25 protein-coding genes and 1 rRNA gene are annotated in these 18,063 nt (G+C 52.0%); 6 read left to right on the top strand and 20 right to left on the bottom strand.

The window, feature by feature from the left end; translation table 11 throughout:
* Positions 1-40: 40 nt before the first annotated feature.
* Positions 41-1,580, bottom strand: a 16S ribosomal RNA gene (locus KGA69_RS08585).
* A gap of 471 nt (positions 1,581-2,051) precedes the next feature.
* Between KGA69_RS08585 and KGA69_RS08580 the strand changes: the two genes are divergently transcribed.
* Entirely contained in the window at positions 2,052-2,606 is a 555-nt protein-coding gene (locus tag KGA69_RS08580; RefSeq protein ID WP_213293002.1) for a gamma carbonic anhydrase family protein, read from the top strand.
* Here the strand turns inward: KGA69_RS08580 and KGA69_RS08575 are convergent.
* Genes KGA69_RS08575 through dprA form a run of 6 tightly spaced genes read right to left on the bottom strand, consistent with a single transcriptional unit; the run spans position 2,582 to position 6,373 of the window.
* Positions 2,582-2,839, bottom strand: coding sequence for a DUF1488 family protein (locus tag KGA69_RS08575; protein WP_045397955.1), 258 nt, complete (start codon positions 2,837-2,839; stop codon positions 2,582-2,584). The genes KGA69_RS08580 and KGA69_RS08575 overlap by 25 nt on opposite strands.
* A complete protein-coding gene (aroE, locus tag KGA69_RS08570; RefSeq protein ID WP_047047081.1) occupies positions 2,836-3,654 on the bottom strand; it encodes a shikimate dehydrogenase in 819 nt (272 codons plus the stop codon). Before aroE ends, KGA69_RS08575 begins: the two co-directional genes overlap by 4 nt.
* Before the next feature lie 3 nt (positions 3,655-3,657).
* Entirely contained in the window at positions 3,658-4,230 is a 573-nt protein-coding gene (gene tsaC, locus KGA69_RS08565) for an L-threonylcarbamoyladenylate synthase type 1 TsaC (RefSeq protein ID WP_015703634.1), read from the bottom strand.
* Positions 4,223-4,777 (bottom strand): DNA topoisomerase family protein, encoded by a 555-nt coding sequence (locus KGA69_RS08560; protein WP_015369441.1) that lies wholly within the window; start codon positions 4,775-4,777, stop codon positions 4,223-4,225. Before KGA69_RS08560 ends, tsaC begins: the two co-directional genes overlap by 8 nt.
* A gap of 26 nt (positions 4,778-4,803) precedes the next feature.
* A complete protein-coding gene (gene smg / locus KGA69_RS08555; RefSeq protein WP_015369440.1) occupies positions 4,804-5,277 on the bottom strand; it encodes a DUF494 family protein Smg in 474 nt (157 codons plus the stop codon).
* Complete coding sequence (gene dprA, locus KGA69_RS08550) at positions 5,249-6,373, bottom strand: DNA-protecting protein DprA (RefSeq protein ID WP_045397948.1); 1,125 nt, start codon at positions 6,371-6,373, stop codon at positions 5,249-5,251. The genes smg and dprA overlap by 29 nt, the downstream gene beginning before the upstream one ends.
* A gap of 129 nt (positions 6,374-6,502) precedes the next feature.
* Here dprA and def point away from each other — a divergent pair, with 129 nt between their 5' ends.
* The 5 genes from def (at position 6,503) to mscL (ending at position 11,265) form a co-directional block, all read left to right on the top strand.
* Complete coding sequence (gene def, locus KGA69_RS08545; RefSeq protein ID WP_045397945.1) at positions 6,503-7,012, top strand: peptide deformylase; 510 nt, start codon at positions 6,503-6,505, stop codon at positions 7,010-7,012.
* A gap of 14 nt (positions 7,013-7,026) precedes the next feature.
* Entirely contained in the window at positions 7,027-7,974 is a 948-nt protein-coding gene (fmt, locus tag KGA69_RS08540; RefSeq protein ID WP_045397942.1) for a methionyl-tRNA formyltransferase, read from the top strand.
* Between the two features lie 52 nt (positions 7,975-8,026).
* On the top strand, positions 8,027-9,322 hold the full coding sequence (gene rsmB / locus KGA69_RS08535; protein WP_213293001.1) for a 16S rRNA (cytosine(967)-C(5))-methyltransferase RsmB: 1,296 nt from the start codon (positions 8,027-8,029) through the stop codon (positions 9,320-9,322).
* Between the two features lie 13 nt (positions 9,323-9,335).
* The gene (trkA, locus tag KGA69_RS08530; RefSeq protein WP_015369435.1) at positions 9,336-10,712 is read left to right on the top strand and encodes a Trk system potassium transporter TrkA; all 1,377 of its coding nucleotides are present in this window, start codon (positions 9,336-9,338) and stop codon (positions 10,710-10,712) included.
* Between the two features lie 142 nt (positions 10,713-10,854).
* Positions 10,855-11,265, top strand: a complete 411-nt coding sequence (mscL, locus tag KGA69_RS08525) for a large-conductance mechanosensitive channel protein MscL (protein WP_015369434.1) — start codon at positions 10,855-10,857, stop codon at positions 11,263-11,265.
* Here the strand turns inward: mscL and KGA69_RS08520 are convergent, their stop codons facing one another.
* From KGA69_RS08520 to rpsE, 13 genes are all read right to left on the bottom strand, one after another.
* Entirely contained in the window at positions 11,266-11,481 is a 216-nt protein-coding gene (locus KGA69_RS08520; RefSeq protein WP_045397936.1) for an alternative ribosome-rescue factor A, read from the bottom strand.
* A 57-nt stretch (positions 11,482-11,538) separates the two neighbouring features.
* Complete coding sequence (gene zntR / locus KGA69_RS08515; RefSeq protein ID WP_015369432.1) at positions 11,539-11,964, bottom strand: Zn(2+)-responsive transcriptional regulator; 426 nt, start codon at positions 11,962-11,964, stop codon at positions 11,539-11,541.
* A gap of 2 nt (positions 11,965-11,966) precedes the next feature.
* Positions 11,967-12,335 carry a DnaJ family domain-containing protein gene (locus tag KGA69_RS08510; RefSeq protein WP_015369431.1) on the bottom strand — a complete coding sequence of 123 codons (369 nt, stop codon included), beginning with the start codon at positions 12,333-12,335 and terminating at the stop codon, positions 11,967-11,969.
* Between the two features lie 108 nt (positions 12,336-12,443).
* Positions 12,444-12,830, bottom strand: coding sequence for a 50S ribosomal protein L17 (gene rplQ, locus KGA69_RS08505; RefSeq protein WP_004868344.1), 387 nt, complete (start codon positions 12,828-12,830; stop codon positions 12,444-12,446).
* A 40-nt stretch (positions 12,831-12,870) separates the two neighbouring features.
* Positions 12,871-13,860, bottom strand: a complete 990-nt coding sequence (locus KGA69_RS08500; RefSeq protein WP_002438685.1) for a DNA-directed RNA polymerase subunit alpha — start codon at positions 13,858-13,860, stop codon at positions 12,871-12,873.
* Positions 13,861-13,885: 25 nt separating this feature from the next.
* Positions 13,886-14,506 carry a 30S ribosomal protein S4 gene (gene rpsD, locus KGA69_RS08495; RefSeq protein ID WP_002919224.1) on the bottom strand — a complete coding sequence of 207 codons (621 nt, stop codon included), beginning with the start codon at positions 14,504-14,506 and terminating at the stop codon, positions 13,886-13,888.
* Positions 14,507-14,538: 32 nt separating this feature from the next.
* A complete protein-coding gene (gene rpsK / locus KGA69_RS08490; RefSeq protein WP_004388621.1) occupies positions 14,539-14,928 on the bottom strand; it encodes a 30S ribosomal protein S11 in 390 nt (129 codons plus the stop codon).
* A gap of 16 nt (positions 14,929-14,944) precedes the next feature.
* On the bottom strand, positions 14,945-15,301 hold the full coding sequence (gene rpsM / locus KGA69_RS08485; RefSeq protein ID WP_015369429.1) for a 30S ribosomal protein S13: 357 nt from the start codon (positions 15,299-15,301) through the stop codon (positions 14,945-14,947).
* Positions 15,302-15,447: 146 nt separating this feature from the next.
* Positions 15,448-15,564, bottom strand: a complete 117-nt coding sequence (rpmJ, locus tag KGA69_RS08480; protein ID WP_000868187.1) for a 50S ribosomal protein L36 — start codon at positions 15,562-15,564, stop codon at positions 15,448-15,450.
* Positions 15,565-15,595: 31 nt separating this feature from the next.
* Positions 15,596-16,927 (bottom strand): preprotein translocase subunit SecY, encoded by a 1,332-nt coding sequence (gene secY, locus KGA69_RS08475; protein ID WP_015703640.1) that lies wholly within the window; start codon positions 16,925-16,927, stop codon positions 15,596-15,598.
* Positions 16,928-16,934: 7 nt separating this feature from the next.
* Positions 16,935-17,369: a 50S ribosomal protein L15 gene (gene rplO / locus KGA69_RS08470; RefSeq protein ID WP_015369426.1), complete on the bottom strand. Its 435-nt coding sequence runs from the start codon at positions 17,367-17,369 to the stop codon at positions 16,935-16,937.
* 3 nt (positions 17,370-17,372) lie between these two features.
* A complete protein-coding gene (gene rpmD / locus KGA69_RS08465; protein WP_001140434.1) occupies positions 17,373-17,552 on the bottom strand; it encodes a 50S ribosomal protein L30 in 180 nt (59 codons plus the stop codon).
* 3 nt (positions 17,553-17,555) lie between these two features.
* On the bottom strand, positions 17,556-18,059 hold the full coding sequence (gene rpsE / locus KGA69_RS08460) for a 30S ribosomal protein S5 (protein WP_015703641.1): 504 nt from the start codon (positions 18,057-18,059) through the stop codon (positions 17,556-17,558).
* Positions 18,060-18,063: the final 4 nt, after the last annotated feature.

Below are 18,063 nucleotides of genomic sequence, written 5' to 3'. Positions count from 1 at the left end.
GACAATCTGTGTGAGCACTGCAAAGGCAGGTTCTTTAAGGTAAGGAGGTGATCCAACCGCAGGTTCCCCTACGGTTACCTTGTTACGACTTCACCCCAGTCATGAATCACAAAGTGGTAAGCGCCCTCCCGAAGGTTAAGCTACCTACTTCTTTTGCAACCCACTCCCATGGTGTGACGGGCGGTGTGTACAAGGCCCGGGAACGTATTCACCGTAGCATTCTGATCTACGATTACTAGCGATTCCGACTTCATGGAGTCGAGTTGCAGACTCCAATCCGGACTACGACATACTTTATGAGGTCCGCTTGCTCTCGCGAGGTCGCTTCTCTTTGTATATGCCATTGTAGCACGTGTGTAGCCCTACTCGTAAGGGCCATGATGACTTGACGTCATCCCCACCTTCCTCCAGTTTATCACTGGCAGTCTCCTTTGAGTTCCCGGCCGGACCGCTGGCAACAAAGGATAAGGGTTGCGCTCGTTGCGGGACTTAACCCAACATTTCACAACACGAGCTGACGACAGCCATGCAGCACCTGTCTCAGAGTTCCCGAAGGCACCAAAGCATCTCTGCTAAGTTCTCTGGATGTCAAGAGTAGGTAAGGTTCTTCGCGTTGCATCGAATTAAACCACATGCTCCACCGCTTGTGCGGGCCCCCGTCAATTCATTTGAGTTTTAACCTTGCGGCCGTACTCCCCAGGCGGTCGACTTAACGCGTTAGCTCCGGAAGCCACGCCTCAAGGGCACAACCTCCAAGTCGACATCGTTTACGGCGTGGACTACCAGGGTATCTAATCCTGTTTGCTCCCCACGCTTTCGCACCTGAGCGTCAGTCTTTGTCCAGGGGGCCGCCTTCGCCACCGGTATTCCTCCAGATCTCTACGCATTTCACCGCTACACCTGGAATTCTACCCCCCTCTACAAGACTCTAGCCTGCCAGTTTCGAATGCAGTTCCCAGGTTGAGCCCGGGGATTTCACATCCGACTTGACAGACCGCCTGCGTGCGCTTTACGCCCAGTAATTCCGATTAACGCTTGCACCCTCCGTATTACCGCGGCTGCTGGCACGGAGTTAGCCGGTGCTTCTTCTGCGAGTAACGTCAATCACCAAGGTTATTAACCTTAATGCCTTCCTCCTCGCTGAAAGTACTTTACAACCCGAAGGCCTTCTTCATACACGCGGCATGGCTGCATCAGGCTTGCGCCCATTGTGCAATATTCCCCACTGCTGCCTCCCGTAGGAGTCTGGACCGTGTCTCAGTTCCAGTGTGGCTGGTCATCCTCTCAGACCAGCTAGGGATCGTCGCCTAGGTGAGCCATTACCCCACCTACTAGCTAATCCCATCTGGGCACATCTGATGGCATGAGGCCCGAAGGTCCCCCACTTTGGTCTTGCGACGTTATGCGGTATTAGCTACCGTTTCCAGTAGTTATCCCCCTCCATCAGGCAGTTTCCCAGACATTACTCACCCGTCCGCCGCTCGTCACCCGAGAGCAAGCTCTCTGTGCTACCGCTCGACTTGCATGTGTTAGGCCTGCCGCCAGCGTTCAATCTGAGCCATGATCAAACTCTTCAATTTAAGTTTGATGCTCGTGAATTAAACTTCGTAATGAATTACGTATGTTCACTCAGAGACTTGGTATTCATTTTTCGTCCGAGGACGTTAAGAATCCATGTCACTTTGAGTGCCCACACAGATTGTCTGATAAATTGTTAAAGAGCAGTTGCGACGCGCTTTAGCGCTCTGTCGCGAGGTGGCGTATATTACGCTTTCCTCTTTCAGAGTCAACCCTGAATTTCAGAATTTTTCTCTTCAACCGAACCGGCTGTTTGTGTGAAGTGATTCACATCTGCCGTGTCAGTGGGTGCGCATTATAGGGATCCCATTTTTTTGCACAAGCCTTTTTTCGATCTTTTTTTCTGAATGATGGTTTTTCGCGCTTTTCGCGCTGTTATTGCTCAAATAGCTCAATTTTTATCAGAAAAAGGGGTTGCGGGAGCGCCTGAAAGCTACCAAAGTCTGCTTATCTACCCTGATGTTGAGGCAGTCATGTCCAGTAATATACTTCCTTATAAAGAATTATTTCCCCAAATCGGTCTGCGGGTGATGGTGGATCCCAGCAGCGTTGTGATAGGCGACGTCAGAATTGCCGATGATGTAAGCATTTGGCCACTGGTCGCCATCCGCGGCGACGTGAACTATGTGTCAATCGGCGCACGTTCTAATATTCAGGACGGCAGCGTCCTGCATGTCACCCACAAGTCTTCTTATAACCCTGAAGGTAATCCGCTGCTCATCGGTGAGGATGTTACCGTCGGGCATAAGGTCATGCTGCACGGTTGCACTATCGGCAATCGCATTCTTGTCGGAATGGGGTCAATTCTGCTGGATGGCGTGGTAGTAGAGGATGACGTGATGATCGGCGCCGGCAGCCTGGTTCCGCAAAACAAGCGTCTGGAAAGCGGATACCTCTACTTTGGCAATCCGGTAAAACAAATCCGCCCCCTGACGGAGGCGGAATATGCAGGGCTGAAGTATTCAGCCAACAACTATGTGAAGTGGAAAGACGACTACCTGGATCAGGAAAACCAGACCCAACCCTGAGGGTCTTCTTGCCGATCGCGAATTAGCGCTTCCGCTTCATCTTCCAGATCCCAGCGATGTTCACTAAATAGAGCCAGCCACTGCGCTGGCTCATCGCCACCGAATCGTTGCTGCAGTGTCTTACCCCGAATAGCGCAGGTTAACTGCATACCATTGACCAGCGCCGGGAATAGGATGCATTGACGTTCAGCGTCCCACTCTTCTCTATCGGGAAATTGGATCGCCTGGTTCACGCATTCAGTTCCTGATGTAAAACGGCAATTACCGGAGCAATTTCCGGTAGCGTACCGTGCCACAGCAGAACGGCATGTGCGGCCTGAGCCACCAGCATACCTAATCCATCCGCCAGTTTTTTAGCGCCATACTGCTGGCACCAATGCAGAAATGGCGTATTTCCTTTCTGATAAAACATGTCATAGCAGTAAACGTCGGCATGAATTAACGAGGAAGGTATTGCCGGGATATCGCCACTTATACCGCTGGACGTCGCGTTAATAATGAGGTCAAACTGGTGGCCTTCCAGTTTATCCAGCGGTAACGCGCTAACGCTGCCGGTATGAGCAAAAAGCGTTGCCAGCTCATGAGCGCGGGAAAAAGTACGGTTAACAATAGTGACCGCGCAATCTAAAGAGAGCAGCGGTAACAATACACCACGCGATGCGCCGCCTGCGCCAATCAATAAAATCCTCATACCAGGTTTGATAAACCCCAGGCGCTCTAAATCGCTTAATAACCCTATGCCATCCGTATTGTCGCCAAGCAGACGGCCATCTTCCAGGCGCTTCAACGTATTGACTGCACCAGCCAGCGCGGCGCGTTCAGTGAGTTCATCGGCACGGGCAAAAGCTTCCTCTTTAAAGGGAACGGTCACGTTAGCGCCCTTACCGCCCGTGTTGAAAAAAGCGTCCAGGGTATTCACAAAATCATCTAATGGCGCCAGTACCCGACCGTAGGGGTGCGCAATATGTAACTGTTCGGCAAACAACTGATGAATGGAAGGCGACTTGCTATGCGCTATAGGGTTACCAAAAACGGCATAAGTTTCCATAAATTACCCCTGGCGGAACTGTTCACCCGTCAGGGCATCACGGATTTCAGATGGGTTTTGCCGCCCGCCCGTTGCGCCATCCACCACCGGGAAACTATCGCCAAACTGGGCACGTACTTCAGCAGTAGTCCGGCACGGCGGCTGACCGGTTAAGTTGGCGCTCGTTGAGACCAGCGGCTTTCCGTAGGCTTCACATAATTCAATTACCAGTGGATGATCGGTAACGCGCACGGCCAGCGAATCAAAGCGCCCCGTCAGCCAGCGTGGGGTATCCGGACGCGCCGGGAACACGAACGTCACCGGGCCGGGCCAACAGGAAAAGATAGCTTCACGCTGGGCGTCGCTTAACCGGGAATCATCAATATACGGTTTCAACTGTTCAAAGCTAGCGGCGATAAGAATCAGTCCCTTTTCAACAGGGCGCTGTTTTAACGCCAGAAGACGCATCACGGCCGTTTCGCTATCCGGATCGCAACCAACGCCAAATACCGCTTCGGTTGGATAGGCGATAACATGTTCATTATTCAGTACCGCCACAGCCTGTGCGACGGTTTCTGAGGGCAGGTTTTTATTCACTTATTTGTTCCGCCGGGATCGGCTTTCCACATTGTTTACTGGCGCAAAAGCGTTTAACGCCCTGCGCGGTTTTCTTTTCTATTAATAGCGGGTAATGGCATTCAGGGCATTCGCCCGCCACCGGTTTAAAATTAATAACGAACTGGCAATCAGGGTAGCGATCGCAGGAGTGAAAGGTTTTACCGAAACGGGAGCGACGCTGCACCAGATGACCCTGTCCGCATTGCGGACACGCGATAGCGGTCTCATCAGGTTTATCAATCAGCTCGGTATGTTCGCATTCGGGATAACGACTGCAGCCGATGAACATACCAAAGCGCCCCTGGCGTAACACCATAACAGCGCCGCAAGATGGGCACTCTTGCCCCTCCAGTACCTTGACGATATGTCCATCCGCCTGACTTTTCAGGGGACGGACATAGTCACAGTCCGGATAGTGAGAACAGCCGAGAAACGGGCCATGTTTCCCGGAACGAATCACCAGTTCGGCCCCGCACTGCGGGCAGGGCTCGTTTTTACGCACCGAAAACAGTGCTGATTTGGTCATAACAACTCGATGTTGCTGCAATAAGATTAATGCAGCATACCTTCATTTACTTCGAAGAGTAATTCTTCCATTTGCTGATAGGCGTTTTCACAGCCCGGAATATTAAACAGAACCATCAGGATCACCCATTTCAGGTCTTCCAGTTCAAACTCTGCCGTATCCAGCGCCAGTACGCGCTCTATCACCATTTCTCGCGTTTCGAGGTTCAACACCTGGATCTGCTCGAGGAAGAGTAAAAATCCTCGACAGCTGGCATCCAGACGCTGGCACTCTTCATCGGTATATACCCGAAGAGAGAGCGGGTCGGAGGCGAGCTGCATGGGTTCAACGAGACCTTCCTGATAATCAGCCAGTTTCTCGAGCCACATTAACGCGTTATAGATGTCTTCCCGCTCAAAACCCGCATCGGTCAGATCCCGCGTCAGTTTGTCCTGATCCACGCGCATTTCTGCTTCGTTATGGATATAAGTCTCAAACAAATACATGAGTACGTCGAACATGGCTTGCCCTCCTTAATCGGACATAGCCGCCGGGTACAGCTGCGATCCAGCCTGCTAACTCCAGTTCAAGTAGCTGGGCTACGGTTACTGGCACAGATTGGCCGGCACGTTCAGCGACAACGTCAACAGGTGTTACCTCATCTCCTACGTTAGCCAGGAGCTCTGGAAATGGCAATGCTACAGGAGGCTGATCTGCGTAATTATTTAGCAAATCAGCGGTCTCTTCCCGCGCTGACAGCTCATATTGCCAATACTCAAGGATCTCTTCCGGCGCGGTAACGGGAACCGCTCCCTGCTTTATCAGCCAGTGCGGCCCTTCAGAGCCTGGATTGCCAATTGGCCCAGGCAGGGCAAATACATCTCTACCCTGTTCCAGCGCGCAGCGGACAGTTACCAGGGAACCGCTTTTCAAGGCGGCCTCTATCACCAGAACCCCAGCGCTTAACCCGCTGATAATCCGGTTGCGGCGTGGGAAATTCCCCGGTAACGGTCGCGCAGAGAGAGGAAATTCGGAAAGTAGCGCGCCGCCGCTTTCCTCGATCTGCTTTGCTAAAGCCCGATGCCGGTGCGGATAGATATCAGATAAACCATTGCCTAATACGGCGATGGTTTTTCCCTTTACCGCCAACGCCCCGCGATGGGCAATGCCGTCAATCCCCAACGCCAGACCGCTAGTAATGGTCAAGCCATACCGCGCCAGCGCTTCACTGAATGCCTTTCCCCACCGCGCGCCGTACCACGAGTGCGCGCGGCTCCCAATGATCGCCAACTGTCGGCTACACAAGAGATCAACATTACCGCACACCAGCAGCGCGCCGGGATAATCGTCGATAGCGCGTAGCTGCGGCGGGTAGCGTGCATGATCCGCTGAAAGCAAATGATGTTCTGGTTGCTCTAACCATTGCAGTGAGGCGTCAATCTCCTGTTGCTTAAAGGCAAGAAACTGTATTGCCTGCGCTTTAGTTAAACCGGCCTCATGCAACGTTTCATTATCCGCATGACCTGCGCCAGCCAGCCGTCGCGCAACTAATACCATTTTATCGCCGTACAGGTTATTCACCCGCATCAGACGCAGCCAAATCTCCGTGGGCGTCATCCGTTCCCCCCTGCCATTAGCGGCTCAGCCAATCCTTGTGATTGGTTAGCGAGACTGTCAATTAGAGGGGGTTTTGTCTAGAATAGAGGTAATAATCTTATCAACTACTGAATACGACTCTGGATCTTTATGGCAGTTTTGCAAGTGTTACATATTCCGGACGAGCGCCTTCGCAAAGTCGCCGAGCCGGTCAAAGAAGTGAATGCAGAAATTCAGCGTATCGTCGATGATATGTTCGACACGATGTACGCTGAAGAAGGTATTGGTCTGGCCGCCACGCAGGTGGATATCCATCAGCGTATTATCGTTATTGATGTCTCGGAAAACCGTGAAGAGCGCCTGGTGCTCATCAACCCAGAGCTACTCGAAAAGGACGGCGAAACCGGCATTGAAGAAGGTTGTCTGTCGATTCCGGAACAACGTGCGCTGGTTCCACGTGCCGAAACCGTAAAAATCCGCGCGTTGGACCGTGAAGGCAACGCTTTCGAGCTGGAAGCTGATGGCTTGTTGGCTATCTGTATCCAGCATGAAATGGATCACCTGGTCGGTAAGCTGTTCATTGACTATCTGTCGCCGCTCAAACAGCAGCGCATTCGCCAGAAAGTTGAGAAACTGGATCGTTTACGCGCCCGTGCCTGATAACAAGGATTAACGTGTCACAAACACTACGTATCATTTTCGCCGGAACCCCCGACTTTGCAGCGCGTCACCTTGACGCGCTGTTGTCGTCTGAACATCAGGTGGTTGGCGTATTTACTCAGCCCGACCGCCCTGCTGGTCGCGGCAAAAAATTGATGCCGAGCCCGGTAAAAGTGCTGGCTGAAGCCAACAATCTACCGGTCTTCCAGCCATCCTCCCTACGTCCGCAGGAAAATCAGCAACTGGTTGCCGATCTTAACGCCGATGTTATGGTCGTCGTGGCTTATGGACTGATCCTGCCGAAAGCGGTTCTTGAAATGCCGCGTTTGGGCTGCATTAACGTTCACGGCTCCCTGCTTCCTCGCTGGCGCGGCGCAGCGCCGATTCAGCGTTCGCTATGGGCTGGCGATGCCGAAACCGGTGTCACCATCATGCAGATGGACGTCGGTCTTGATACCGGCGACATGCTGTATAAGCTCTCCTGCCCGATTACCGCGGAAGATACCAGCGGTAGCCTGTACGATAAGCTGGCCGACCTTGGCCCAGAGGGTCTACTGGCGACCTTAGCGCAGCTGGCCGATGGTAGCGCAGAGCCTGAAGTTCAGGACGAATCGCTAGTCAGTTACGCCGAGAAGCTGAGTAAGGAAGAGGCCCGTATTGATTGGTCGCTTTCCGCAGAACAGCTCGAACGCTGTATCCGCGCATTTAATCCCTGGCCAATGAGCTGGCTGGAAATCGATGAGCAACCGGTGAAGGTGTGGCGTGCATCCGTTATTGCAGAATCCGCCAACGCAGAGCCAGGCACTATCGTTGCAGCAACCAAGCAAGGGATCCAGGTTGCCACCGGCAACGGTATTCTGAATCTGGAATCACTGCAGCCGGCAGGGAAAAAAGCGATGAGTGCCCAGGATTTACTGAACTCTCGCCGGGAATGGTTTATCCCCGGAAACCGCCTTGCCTGACGCACTTCTCTTCTAAAGCCCGGGTTCGCCGGGCATTTTTATTTTTGCGCTTATGAAAAAGAATAGTAATTTACGCAGCCTGGCAGCCCAGGCTATTGAGCAGGTCGTAGAGAAAGGCCAGTCTTTAAGCAATGTTCTGCCGCCGCTTCAGCAAAAAGTGAGCGAAAAAGACAAAGCGCTGCTGCAGGAGCTGTGCTTCGGCGTCTTGCGTACCTTAAGCCAACTCGAGTGGCTGATTGGTAAACTAATGGCGCGTCCGATGACCGGCAAACAGCGTACCGTACATTTCCTGATCATGGTCGGCCTGTATCAGCTACTTTATACGCGAATTCCCCCGCACGCCGCGCTGGCGGAAACGGTGGAAGGCGCGGTGGCAATTAAGCGTCCGCAGCTTAAAGGGCTTATCAATGGCGTATTACGCCAGTTTCAGCGCCAACAGGAAGAGCTGCTGGCCGAATTCGCCCAGCATGAGAACCGTTATCTCCATCCTAAATGGCTGCTTAAACGTCTGCAGCAGGCCTGGCCGGAACAATGGCAGGATGTTGTGTCAGCTAATAATTTACGCCCGCCAATGTGGCTGCGTGTGAATCGCAGTCATCATTCGCGAGATGAATGGCTCTCTCTGCTGGAAGACGCGGGTTTACAGGGTTTCGCTCACCCGGACTATCCGGATGCCGTCCGTCTTGCCTCCCCGGCCCCGGTCCATGCGTTACCGGGATTTGATGAAGGCTGGGTCACCGTTCAGGACGCCTCAGCTCAGGGCTGCATGCGCTACTTGCAACCGGAAAACGGCGAGCGCATTCTCGATCTCTGTGCGGCGCCGGGCGGCAAGACGACGCATATTCTGGAAGTCGCGCCGCAGGCAAATCTAATGGCGGTCGACATCGACCAGCAGCGTCTGTCTCGTGTCTATGACAACCTGAAACGTCTGGGTATGAAAGCGGAAGTGAAACAGGGCGATGGCCGCTATCCTGAACAGTGGTGCGGCGATGAGCAGTTCGACCGTATTTTGCTTGATGCGCCATGTTCGGCCACTGGCGTTATCCGTCGGCATCCGGATATTAAATGGCTGCGCCGGGATCGCGATATCGCCGAGCTGGCGCAATTACAGGCAGAAATTCTCGATGCCACCTGGGCTCATCTGAAACCGGGCGGTACGCTGGTCTATGCGACATGCTCTATTTTGCCGGAAGAGAATAGCCAACAGATCGCCGCCTTCCTGGCCCGTACCAGAGATGCCGAACTCCATGAGACAGGGACGCCGGAAAACCCGGGTCAGCAAAATCTGCCAGGGGCGGAAGAAGGCGATGGCTTCTTTTACGCTAAGCTAATCAAAAAGCGGAATTAATGGGTCACTGCTGATGAAGATTATTATTCTTGGCGCCGGACAGGTAGGCGGCACGCTGGCGGAAAATCTCGTCGGCGAAAACAACGATATTACCCTGGTCGATACCAATGGCGACCGTTTGCGCGGTCTGCAGGATAAGTTCGATCTCCGCGTCGTTCAGGGCCACGGTTCTCATCCGCGCGTGCTGCGTGAAGCTGGCGCCGATGATGCCGATATGCTGGTCGCCGTGACCAGCTCAGATGAGACCAACATGGTGGCCTGTCAGGTCGCCTATTCACTGTTTAATACGCCGAATCGTATCGCCCGAATTCGTTCACCGGATTACGTTCGCGATGCCGATAAACTTTTTCATTCAGAAGCGGTACCAATTGACCATCTGATTGCTCCGGAGCAATTAGTCATCGATAACATCTACCGTCTGATTGAATATCCGGGCGCGCTTCAGGTAGTGAACTTCGCTGAAGGGAAAGTGAGCCTGGCCGTTGTGAAGGCTTATTACGGTGGACCACTGGTCGGTAATGCACTATCAACGATGCGTGAACATATGCCGCACATCGACACGCGCGTTGCAGCAATTTTCCGCCACGACCGACCAATTCGCCCACAGGGATCAACCATCGTTGAAGCTGGCGACGAAGTCTTCTTTATCGCCGCATCGCAACATATTCGCGCCGTAATGAGCGAACTCCAACGTCTGGAGAAACCCTACAAGCGCATTATGCTGGTCGGCGGCGGCAACATCGGCGCGGGTCTCGCGCACCGCCTGGAGAAAGACTACAGCGTGAAGTTGATCGAGCGCGATCAACAGCGTGCCGCTGAGCTTGCCGAAAAGCTGCAGAATACGATCGTCTTTTATGGCGATGCGTCGGATCAAGAGTTACTGGCGGAAGAGCACATCGATCAAGTCGATCTCTTTATTGCCGTCACCAATGATGACGAAGCCAATATCATGTCGGCAATGCTGGCCAAGCGGATGGGCGCGAAGAAGGTCATGGTGCTGATCCAGCGTCGCGCTTATGTCGATCTGGTTCAGGGAAGCGTGATTGATATTGCTATATCCCCGCAGCAAGCCACTATTTCTGCACTGCTGAGCCACGTACGTAAAGCTGATATTGTCGGTGTTTCGTCGCTACGCCGCGGCGTTGCCGAAGCGATTGAGGCCGTCGCGCATGGCGATGAAAGCACCTCTCGGGTAGTTGGCCGTTCAATTGATGAAATTAAGCTGCCGCCGGGAACGATTATTGGCGCGGTAGTGCGCGGTAATGACGTAATGATCGCCAATAATAATTTACGTATTGAGCAAGGCGACCACGTAATTATGTTCCTGACCGACAAGAAATTTATCTCCGACGTTGAGAGACTATTCCAGCCGAGCCCGTTCTTCCTGTAATTACAATGGGCGTCGCTCAGACGCCTTTTTATTATCCCTTATTTATCAATGGATAATATTTTCCGGCAATTATTCAACAGCAATGGAAAATGGAAATACATTTGATAAACTTATCAATGTCAGCTGGCTCAAGGAGAGTAAAATGGGTATGTTAAAAGAATTCCGCGAATTCGCAATGCGCGGGAATGTTGTCGATTTGGCAGTGGGTGTCATCATTGGTGCAGCATTCGGTAAAATTGTATCGTCTTTAGTGGCCGATATTATTATGCCTCCGCTGGGTTTGCTCATTGGCGGGATCGACTTTAAACAGTTCGCCGTTACGCTACGCGATGCGCAGGGGGATGTCCCGGCCGTTGTCATGCATTATGGCGTGTTTATTCAGAACGTCTTCGATTTCATCATCGTCGCCTTCGCGATTTTCATGGCGATCAAACTGATGAATAAACTGAACCGTAAGAAAGAAGAAGCGCCTGCCGCTCCGGCGCCGAGTAAAGAAGAAGTCCTTCTGAGTGAAATCCGCGATCTGTTAAAAGAACAAAATAACCGTTCTTAATCAGCACACAGAAAGCAGAAGGCCAGTGGTAAAAAAGCGATTCGCTTGCTTGCCACTGGCCTCCCGGTCATTACGTCCTGCATGTTTTTCTTTACGTTGATAGCTTCCTTTCCCTTTCTTATTTTTCTCAACGCGCTGTCTGAATAATGGGTCATGCAGTAATGCCTCAATCGCATTATCTTTAATTTGCCCTTTGGTATGCTGATAGCGACTCATAGTAACTCCAGTTAATGTATGAATTCGGCGCGAGTGTAGATCCGCGCGCGGAAAAAATCAACGCCCGGCATGGCTACCGCTGGCGCCTTGCTCTAAAGCTTCAAGAATTGAGCAGTAAACGCTACTGTGCGCCGTGCCGCAGCAGGCATCATTCAGCCGCTGTAAAGAACGCCGCATCGTTTCCAGTTCTTTAATACGCGCTTCGACTTCACTTAGCCGGGCCTGGACGATCCCTTTAGACTCCTGGCAAGTATGATGTTCGGGATCGATACGGATCGATAATAATTCGCGGATCGACTCCAGAGTGAAGCCTAATTGCCGGGCATAACGGATAAAACGCAGTCGCTGCAGATCGTTATCCGAATAGAGGCGAAAACCGCCTTCAGTGCGGATGTCGTGATCCATCATTTGCTGCTTTTCATAATAGCGGATGGTATCCGGGGTGACATCAGCCAGTTTGGCCAGCTCGCCAATACGATACATAGCTACTCCTCGTTAATTTTGTGCCACAGTCTATCGGCATAATCACCGCGTAGAAAATCGGTATTCATCCCTGCCTGACGTAATTTCAGCTCAAACAGAGTCAAGCGACGGTTTAACTCGGCATACCGCGGGTCGTCATGCTCAACGGTCTTGAGTAGGTCGCTCAACGCCATGGCATCTCTACGTAACTCGAGTTCAGGTGGTAAACAGCCGGCATTTTTTAATAAGCGGTAACCGGCGCGTAGTTCCGGCGGCACATGTGAATCATCATCCAGCGCCAGCGGTTCACCGCTGCCCGTCAGATTATCAAACTCGCCTTTAGATTGTGCGTCGAGGATGTGGCGTTCTGCCCACTGGTCCAGTAACCACATTATACGGCTCCCAGGGATGAACAAAAAGAGTACAGATAGTGTAATGAAGTGGGGTGGCGGTAGATATAAAAAAACCCGCCGGGGCGGGTTTTTTTACGTTACTACAGATTACTCTGCAGCAGCTTCTGCTTTCAGCTCAGCACGATCAACCAGCTCGATGTATGCCATCGGCGCGTTGTCGCCTGCACGGAAGCCACACTTCAGAATGCGAGTGTAACCACCGGCGCGGCTCGCGAAACGCGGGCCCAGCTCGTTAAACAGTTTTGCCACGATCTCGTTATCACGAGTGCGGGCGAATGCCAGACGACGATTAGCAACGCTATCAGTCTTGGCAAGAGTAATCAGCGGCTCAACTACGCGACGCAGTTCTTTCGCTTTCGGCAGGGTCGTCTTGATGATCTCATGACGAACCAGCGAACCTGCCATGTTACGGAACATAGCCTGGCGATGGCTGCTGTTGCGGTTCAGTTGACGACCACTCTTACGATGGCGCATGACCTTATCCTTCTCAGTAAAACCTTAACCTGTGATCCGGTTACTCGTCAGCAATGCTTGCCGGTGGCCAGTTTTCCAGGCGCATGCCCAGAGACAGACCACGTGAAGCCAGCACGTCTTTAATCTCGGTAAGAGATTTTTTACCCAGGTTCGGCGTTTTCAGCAACTCAACCTCGGTACGCTGTACCAGATCACCGATATAGTGGATAGCTTCTGCCTTGAGGCAGTTAGCAGAGCGGACAGTCAATTCCAGATCGTCAACAGGGCGCAGCAGGATCGGATCGAACTCTGGTTTCTCTTCTTTCACTTCCGGCTGACGTACATCACGTAAGTCAACGAAAGCTTCCAGTTGTTCAGCCAGAATGGTTGCCGCACGACGAATCGCCTCTTCAGGATCGATTGTGCCGTTGGTTTCCATCTCGATGACCAGCTTGTCCAGGTCGGTACGCTGCTCAACACGCGCGGCTTCAACATTGTAGGCAATACGCTCTACAGGGCTGTAGCAGGCGTCGACCAGCAGACGGCCGATTGGGCGCTCATCTTCTTCCGAATGAATTCGGGCAGAAGCCGGCACATAACCGCGACCGCGCTGAACTTTGATGCGCATGCTAATAGATGCGTTCTCATCGGTCAGGTGGCAGATCACGTGCTGCGGCTTGACGATTTCGACATCACCGTCGTGGGTAATGTCGGCTGCAGTCACAGGGCCAATGCCAGATTTATTCAAAGTAAGGATGACTTCATCTTTACCCTGAACTCTCACCGCCAGCCCTTTCAGGTTGAGCAGGATTTCAAGGATGTCTTCCTGAACGCCTTCTTTGGTGCTGTACTCGTGCAGTACACCATCAATCTCAACCTCGGTCACCGCGCAACCCGGCATCGATGAGAGCAGAATACGGCGCAGTGCGTTACCCAGAGTATGGCCGAAGCCACGCTCTAAAGGCTCAAGGGTCACCTTGGCGTGCGTCGAACTCACTTGCTCGATATCGACCAGGCGCGGTTTTAGAAACTCTGTCACAGAACCCTGCATTGTGTCCTCTCTTTGGTACTAAGCTTTACTTGGAGTAAAGCTCGACGATCAGGTGTTCGTTAATGTCCGCAGACAGATCAGAACGCTCCGGCTGACGCTTGAACGTACCTTCCATCTTGCCAGCATCAACTTCCAGCCAGGTTGGCTTTTCACGCTGCTCAGCCAGCTCCAGAGCGGCTTTCACGCGAGATTGCTTTTTCGCTTTCTCACGGATGCTAACAACGTCATTCGCTTTTACCTGATAAGAAGCGATGTTAACAACACGACCGTTTACCATGATAGCCTTGTGGCTAACCAGCTGGCGTGCTTCAGCACGAGTGGCGCCGAAGCCCATACGGTATACAACGTTGTCCAGACGACCTTCCAGCAGAGCCAACAGGTTTTCACCGGTGTTGCCTTTCAGACGTGCTGCTTCTTTATAGTAGTTACGGAACTGACGCTCCAGCACACCGTACATACGGCGAACTTTTTGCTTTTCACGCAACTGCACACCATAGTCAGACAGACGCGGCTTACGCGCACCGTGCTGGCCAGGAGCTTGTTCAATTTTACACTTGGTATCGATCGCGCGAACGCCAGACTTAAGGAATAAGTCAGTGCCCTCACGACGGCTCAGCTTGAGCTTAGGACCCAAATATCTTGCCATTTTCTTTCTCCAACAATCCTAGAAACGAGGCGTTATACGCGACGTTTTTTCGGCGGACGACAACCGTTATGAGGGATCGGAGTCACATCAGTAATATTAGTGATGCGGAAACCAGCGGCGTTCAGTGCACGAATAGTAGATTCGCGACCTGGACCCGGACCTTTAACCATAACTTCCAGATTCTTGATGCCGTATTCTTTTACGGCTTCTGCGCAACGCTCTGCTGCAACCTGAGCTGCAAACGGAGTGGATTTGCGAGAACCACGGAAACCGGAACCACCGGCTGTTGCCCAACCCAGCGCGTTACCCTGACGATCAGTGATGGTAACGATGGTGTTGTTAAAAGAAGCATGGATATGAGCCACGCCATCAGAGACTTGTTTTCTTACACGCTTACGTGCACGAACTGGTGCCTTTGCCATTATTCAATCACCCCGATTATTTCTTGATCGGTTTACGCGGACCCTTACGGGTACGTGCGTTGGTCTTAGTACGCTGACCGCGAACCGGAAGACCACGACGATGGCGTAAACCACGGTAGCAACCAAGGTCCATCAGACGCTTGATGCTAAGGGTGATTTCACGGCGCAGATCACCTTCAACGACAAATTTACCTACTGCTTCACGCAGAGAATCAATCTGTTCTTCAGACAGCTCACTGATCTTAACATTTTCAGCGATACCCGTTTCAGCGCAGATGGCTTTAGAGCGGGTCTTGCCGATACCAAAAATTGCGGTTAAAGCAATTACGGTATGTTTCTGATCAGGAATGTTAATGCCTGCTATACGGGCCACTATGCACTCCTACTATTTAATATGTACGTACCATGCTGAAAAGCCCGTTTTCAGGATACTCAAATGGAAACGTACAGACATACAAAAGATTGGCTGGCTAATCTAGCCAGCTCAACCCAACTTTGCAAGAAAAATATGCGAATAAATCAGCCTTGGCGCTGTTTATGCTTTGGCTCGGCACTGCAAATCACACGGATGACACCATCACGCTTAACGATTTTGCAGTTACGGCATAATTTCTTGACGGAAGCACGAACTTTCATTTTTACTCTCCGTAACTTCTCGGGCGACCAGTTAGCGGCCGTAGCCTTTCAGGTTCGCCTTCTTCAATGCAGACTCATACTGACTAGACATCATCAGAGTTTGCACTTGAGCCATAAAGTCCATAATCACGACGACAACAATAAGCAGCGAGGTTCCACCGAAGTAGAACGGCACTTTCATTGCATCACGCATGAACTCCGGGATCAGGCAGATAAAAGTGATATACAACGCACCGACCAGAGTCAGGCGGGTCATTACTTTATCGATATACTTCGCCGTTTGTTCTCCCGGACGAATTCCTGGTACAAATGCACCGGACTTCTTCAGGTTATCTGCTGTTTCACGCGGGTTGAAAACCAACGCCGTGTAGAAGAAACAGAAGAAGATGATTGCAGACGCATAGAGTAACACATAAAGCGGTTGCCCAGGCTGCAAATACAGCGAAATTGTTGTCAGCCAGTTCCAACCAGTACCGCCCCCGAACCATGACGTGATGGTCGCCGGGAACAGAATAATACTGGAAGCGAAGATTGCCGGGATTACCCCCGCCATATTCACTTTCAGCGGTAAATGTGTGCTCTGTGCAGCATAGACACGACGACCCTGTTGACGCTTAGCGTAGTTTACCACAATGCGGCGTTGACCACGTTCAACGAATACAACGAAGAAGGTCACTGCAAATACTAATACTGCAACCAACAGCAACAGGAGGAAGTGCAGGTCGCCTTGACGCGCTTGCTCGATAGTATGGGCGATGGCCGGCGGGAGTCCCGCAACGATCCCGGCGAAGATCAGGATCGAGATACCGTTTCCGATACCGCGTTCGGTGATCTGTTCGCCGAGCCACATCAGGAACATAGTCCCTGTGACCAGACTAACAACAGCGGTGAAATAGAATGCAAAGCCCGGATTAATCACCAGGCCCTGCATACCAGGCATATTCGGCAGACCGGTAGCAATACCGATCGACTGGAATATAGCCAGCACCAGAGTACCGTAGCGGGTGTACTGGCTGATCTTACGACGACCAGACTCCCCTTCTTTCTTCAGTTCTGCCAGCGGTTGATAAACAACGGTCAGCAGCTGGACAATGATCGACGCCGAAATATACGGCATGATCCCCAGAGCAAAGATAGAAGCACGGCTGAGAGCACCACCAGAGAACATGTTAAACATTTCAATGATGGTGCCTCGCTGTTGCTCAAGCAGTTTGGCAAGTACAGTGGCATCAATACCAGGGATCGGAATAAAAGAGCCAATACGGAACACAATCAGCGCACCGATAACAAACAGAAGTCTGCGTTTCAGTTCGCCAATTCCACCTTTGGCACTTTGAAAATCTAATCCCGGTTGTTTAGCCATCTGCTACTTATTCCTCAATTTTACCGCCAGCAGCTTCGATAGCAGCACGAGCGCCTTTAGTCACGCGCAGGCCACGAACAGTTACCGGACGAGTTACCTCACCAGACAGGATCACTTTCGCGAACTCGATCTGGATACCGATAATGTTAGCCGCTTTCAGCGTGTTCAGGTCTACCACATCGCCTTCTACGTGAGCCAGATCAGACAGACGAACTTCTGCGGTGATCATTGCTTTACGAGAAGTGAAGCCGAATTTCGGCAGACGACGGTACAGTGGCATCTGACCACCCTCGAAACCGCGACGTACGCCACCGCCAGAACGAGAGTTCTGACCTTTGTGACCACGACCACCGGTTTTACCGAGGCCAGAACCGATACCACGACCCAGGCGTTTACCCGCCTTTTTGGAGCCTTCGGCCGGAGACAGAGTATTTAAACGCATCTCTTACTCCTCAACTTTAACCATGAAGGAAACCGCGTTGACCATACCACGAACAGCAGGAGTATCCTCGCGCTCTACGGTGTGACCAATACGACGCAGACCCAGGCCAAGCAGCGTTGCCTTGTGTTTCGGCAAACGACCGATTGCACTGCGGGTTTGAGTAATTTTAATAGTCTTTGCCATGGTTTATTTCCCCAGAATTTCTTCAACGGATTTACCACGCTTGGCAGCGACCATATCTGGAGACTTCATATTTTCCAGGCCATCAATAGTTGCACGAACCACGTTGATCGGGTTGGTGGAACCATATGCTTTAGCCAGAACGTTACGAACCCCAGCGACTTCCAGAACGGCGCGCATTGCACCACCGGCGATGATACCGGTACCTTCGGAAGCCGGCTGCATGAATACACGAGAACCCGTGTGAGTACCCTTAACCGGGTGCTGCAGGGTGCCAGTATTCAGCGCGACGTTAATCATATTGCGACGGGCTTTTTCCATCGCTTTCTGGATCGCTGCTGGAACTTCACGCGCTTTACCGTAACCAAAACCTACGCGACCGTTACCGTCACCAACTACAGTCAGAGCTGTGAAGGAGAAAATACGACCACCTTTAACGGTTTTAGATACGCGGTTAACCGCGATCAGCTTTTCCTGCAGTTCGCCAGCTTGTTTTTCGATGTGAGCCATCTTA

The sequence above is a fragment of the Klebsiella sp. A52 genome (assembly GCF_018388785.1).
Lineage (GTDB): Bacteria > Pseudomonadota > Gammaproteobacteria > Enterobacterales > Enterobacteriaceae > Klebsiella > Klebsiella aerogenes.
This window is presented reverse-complemented; position numbering and strand designations above follow the sequence as displayed.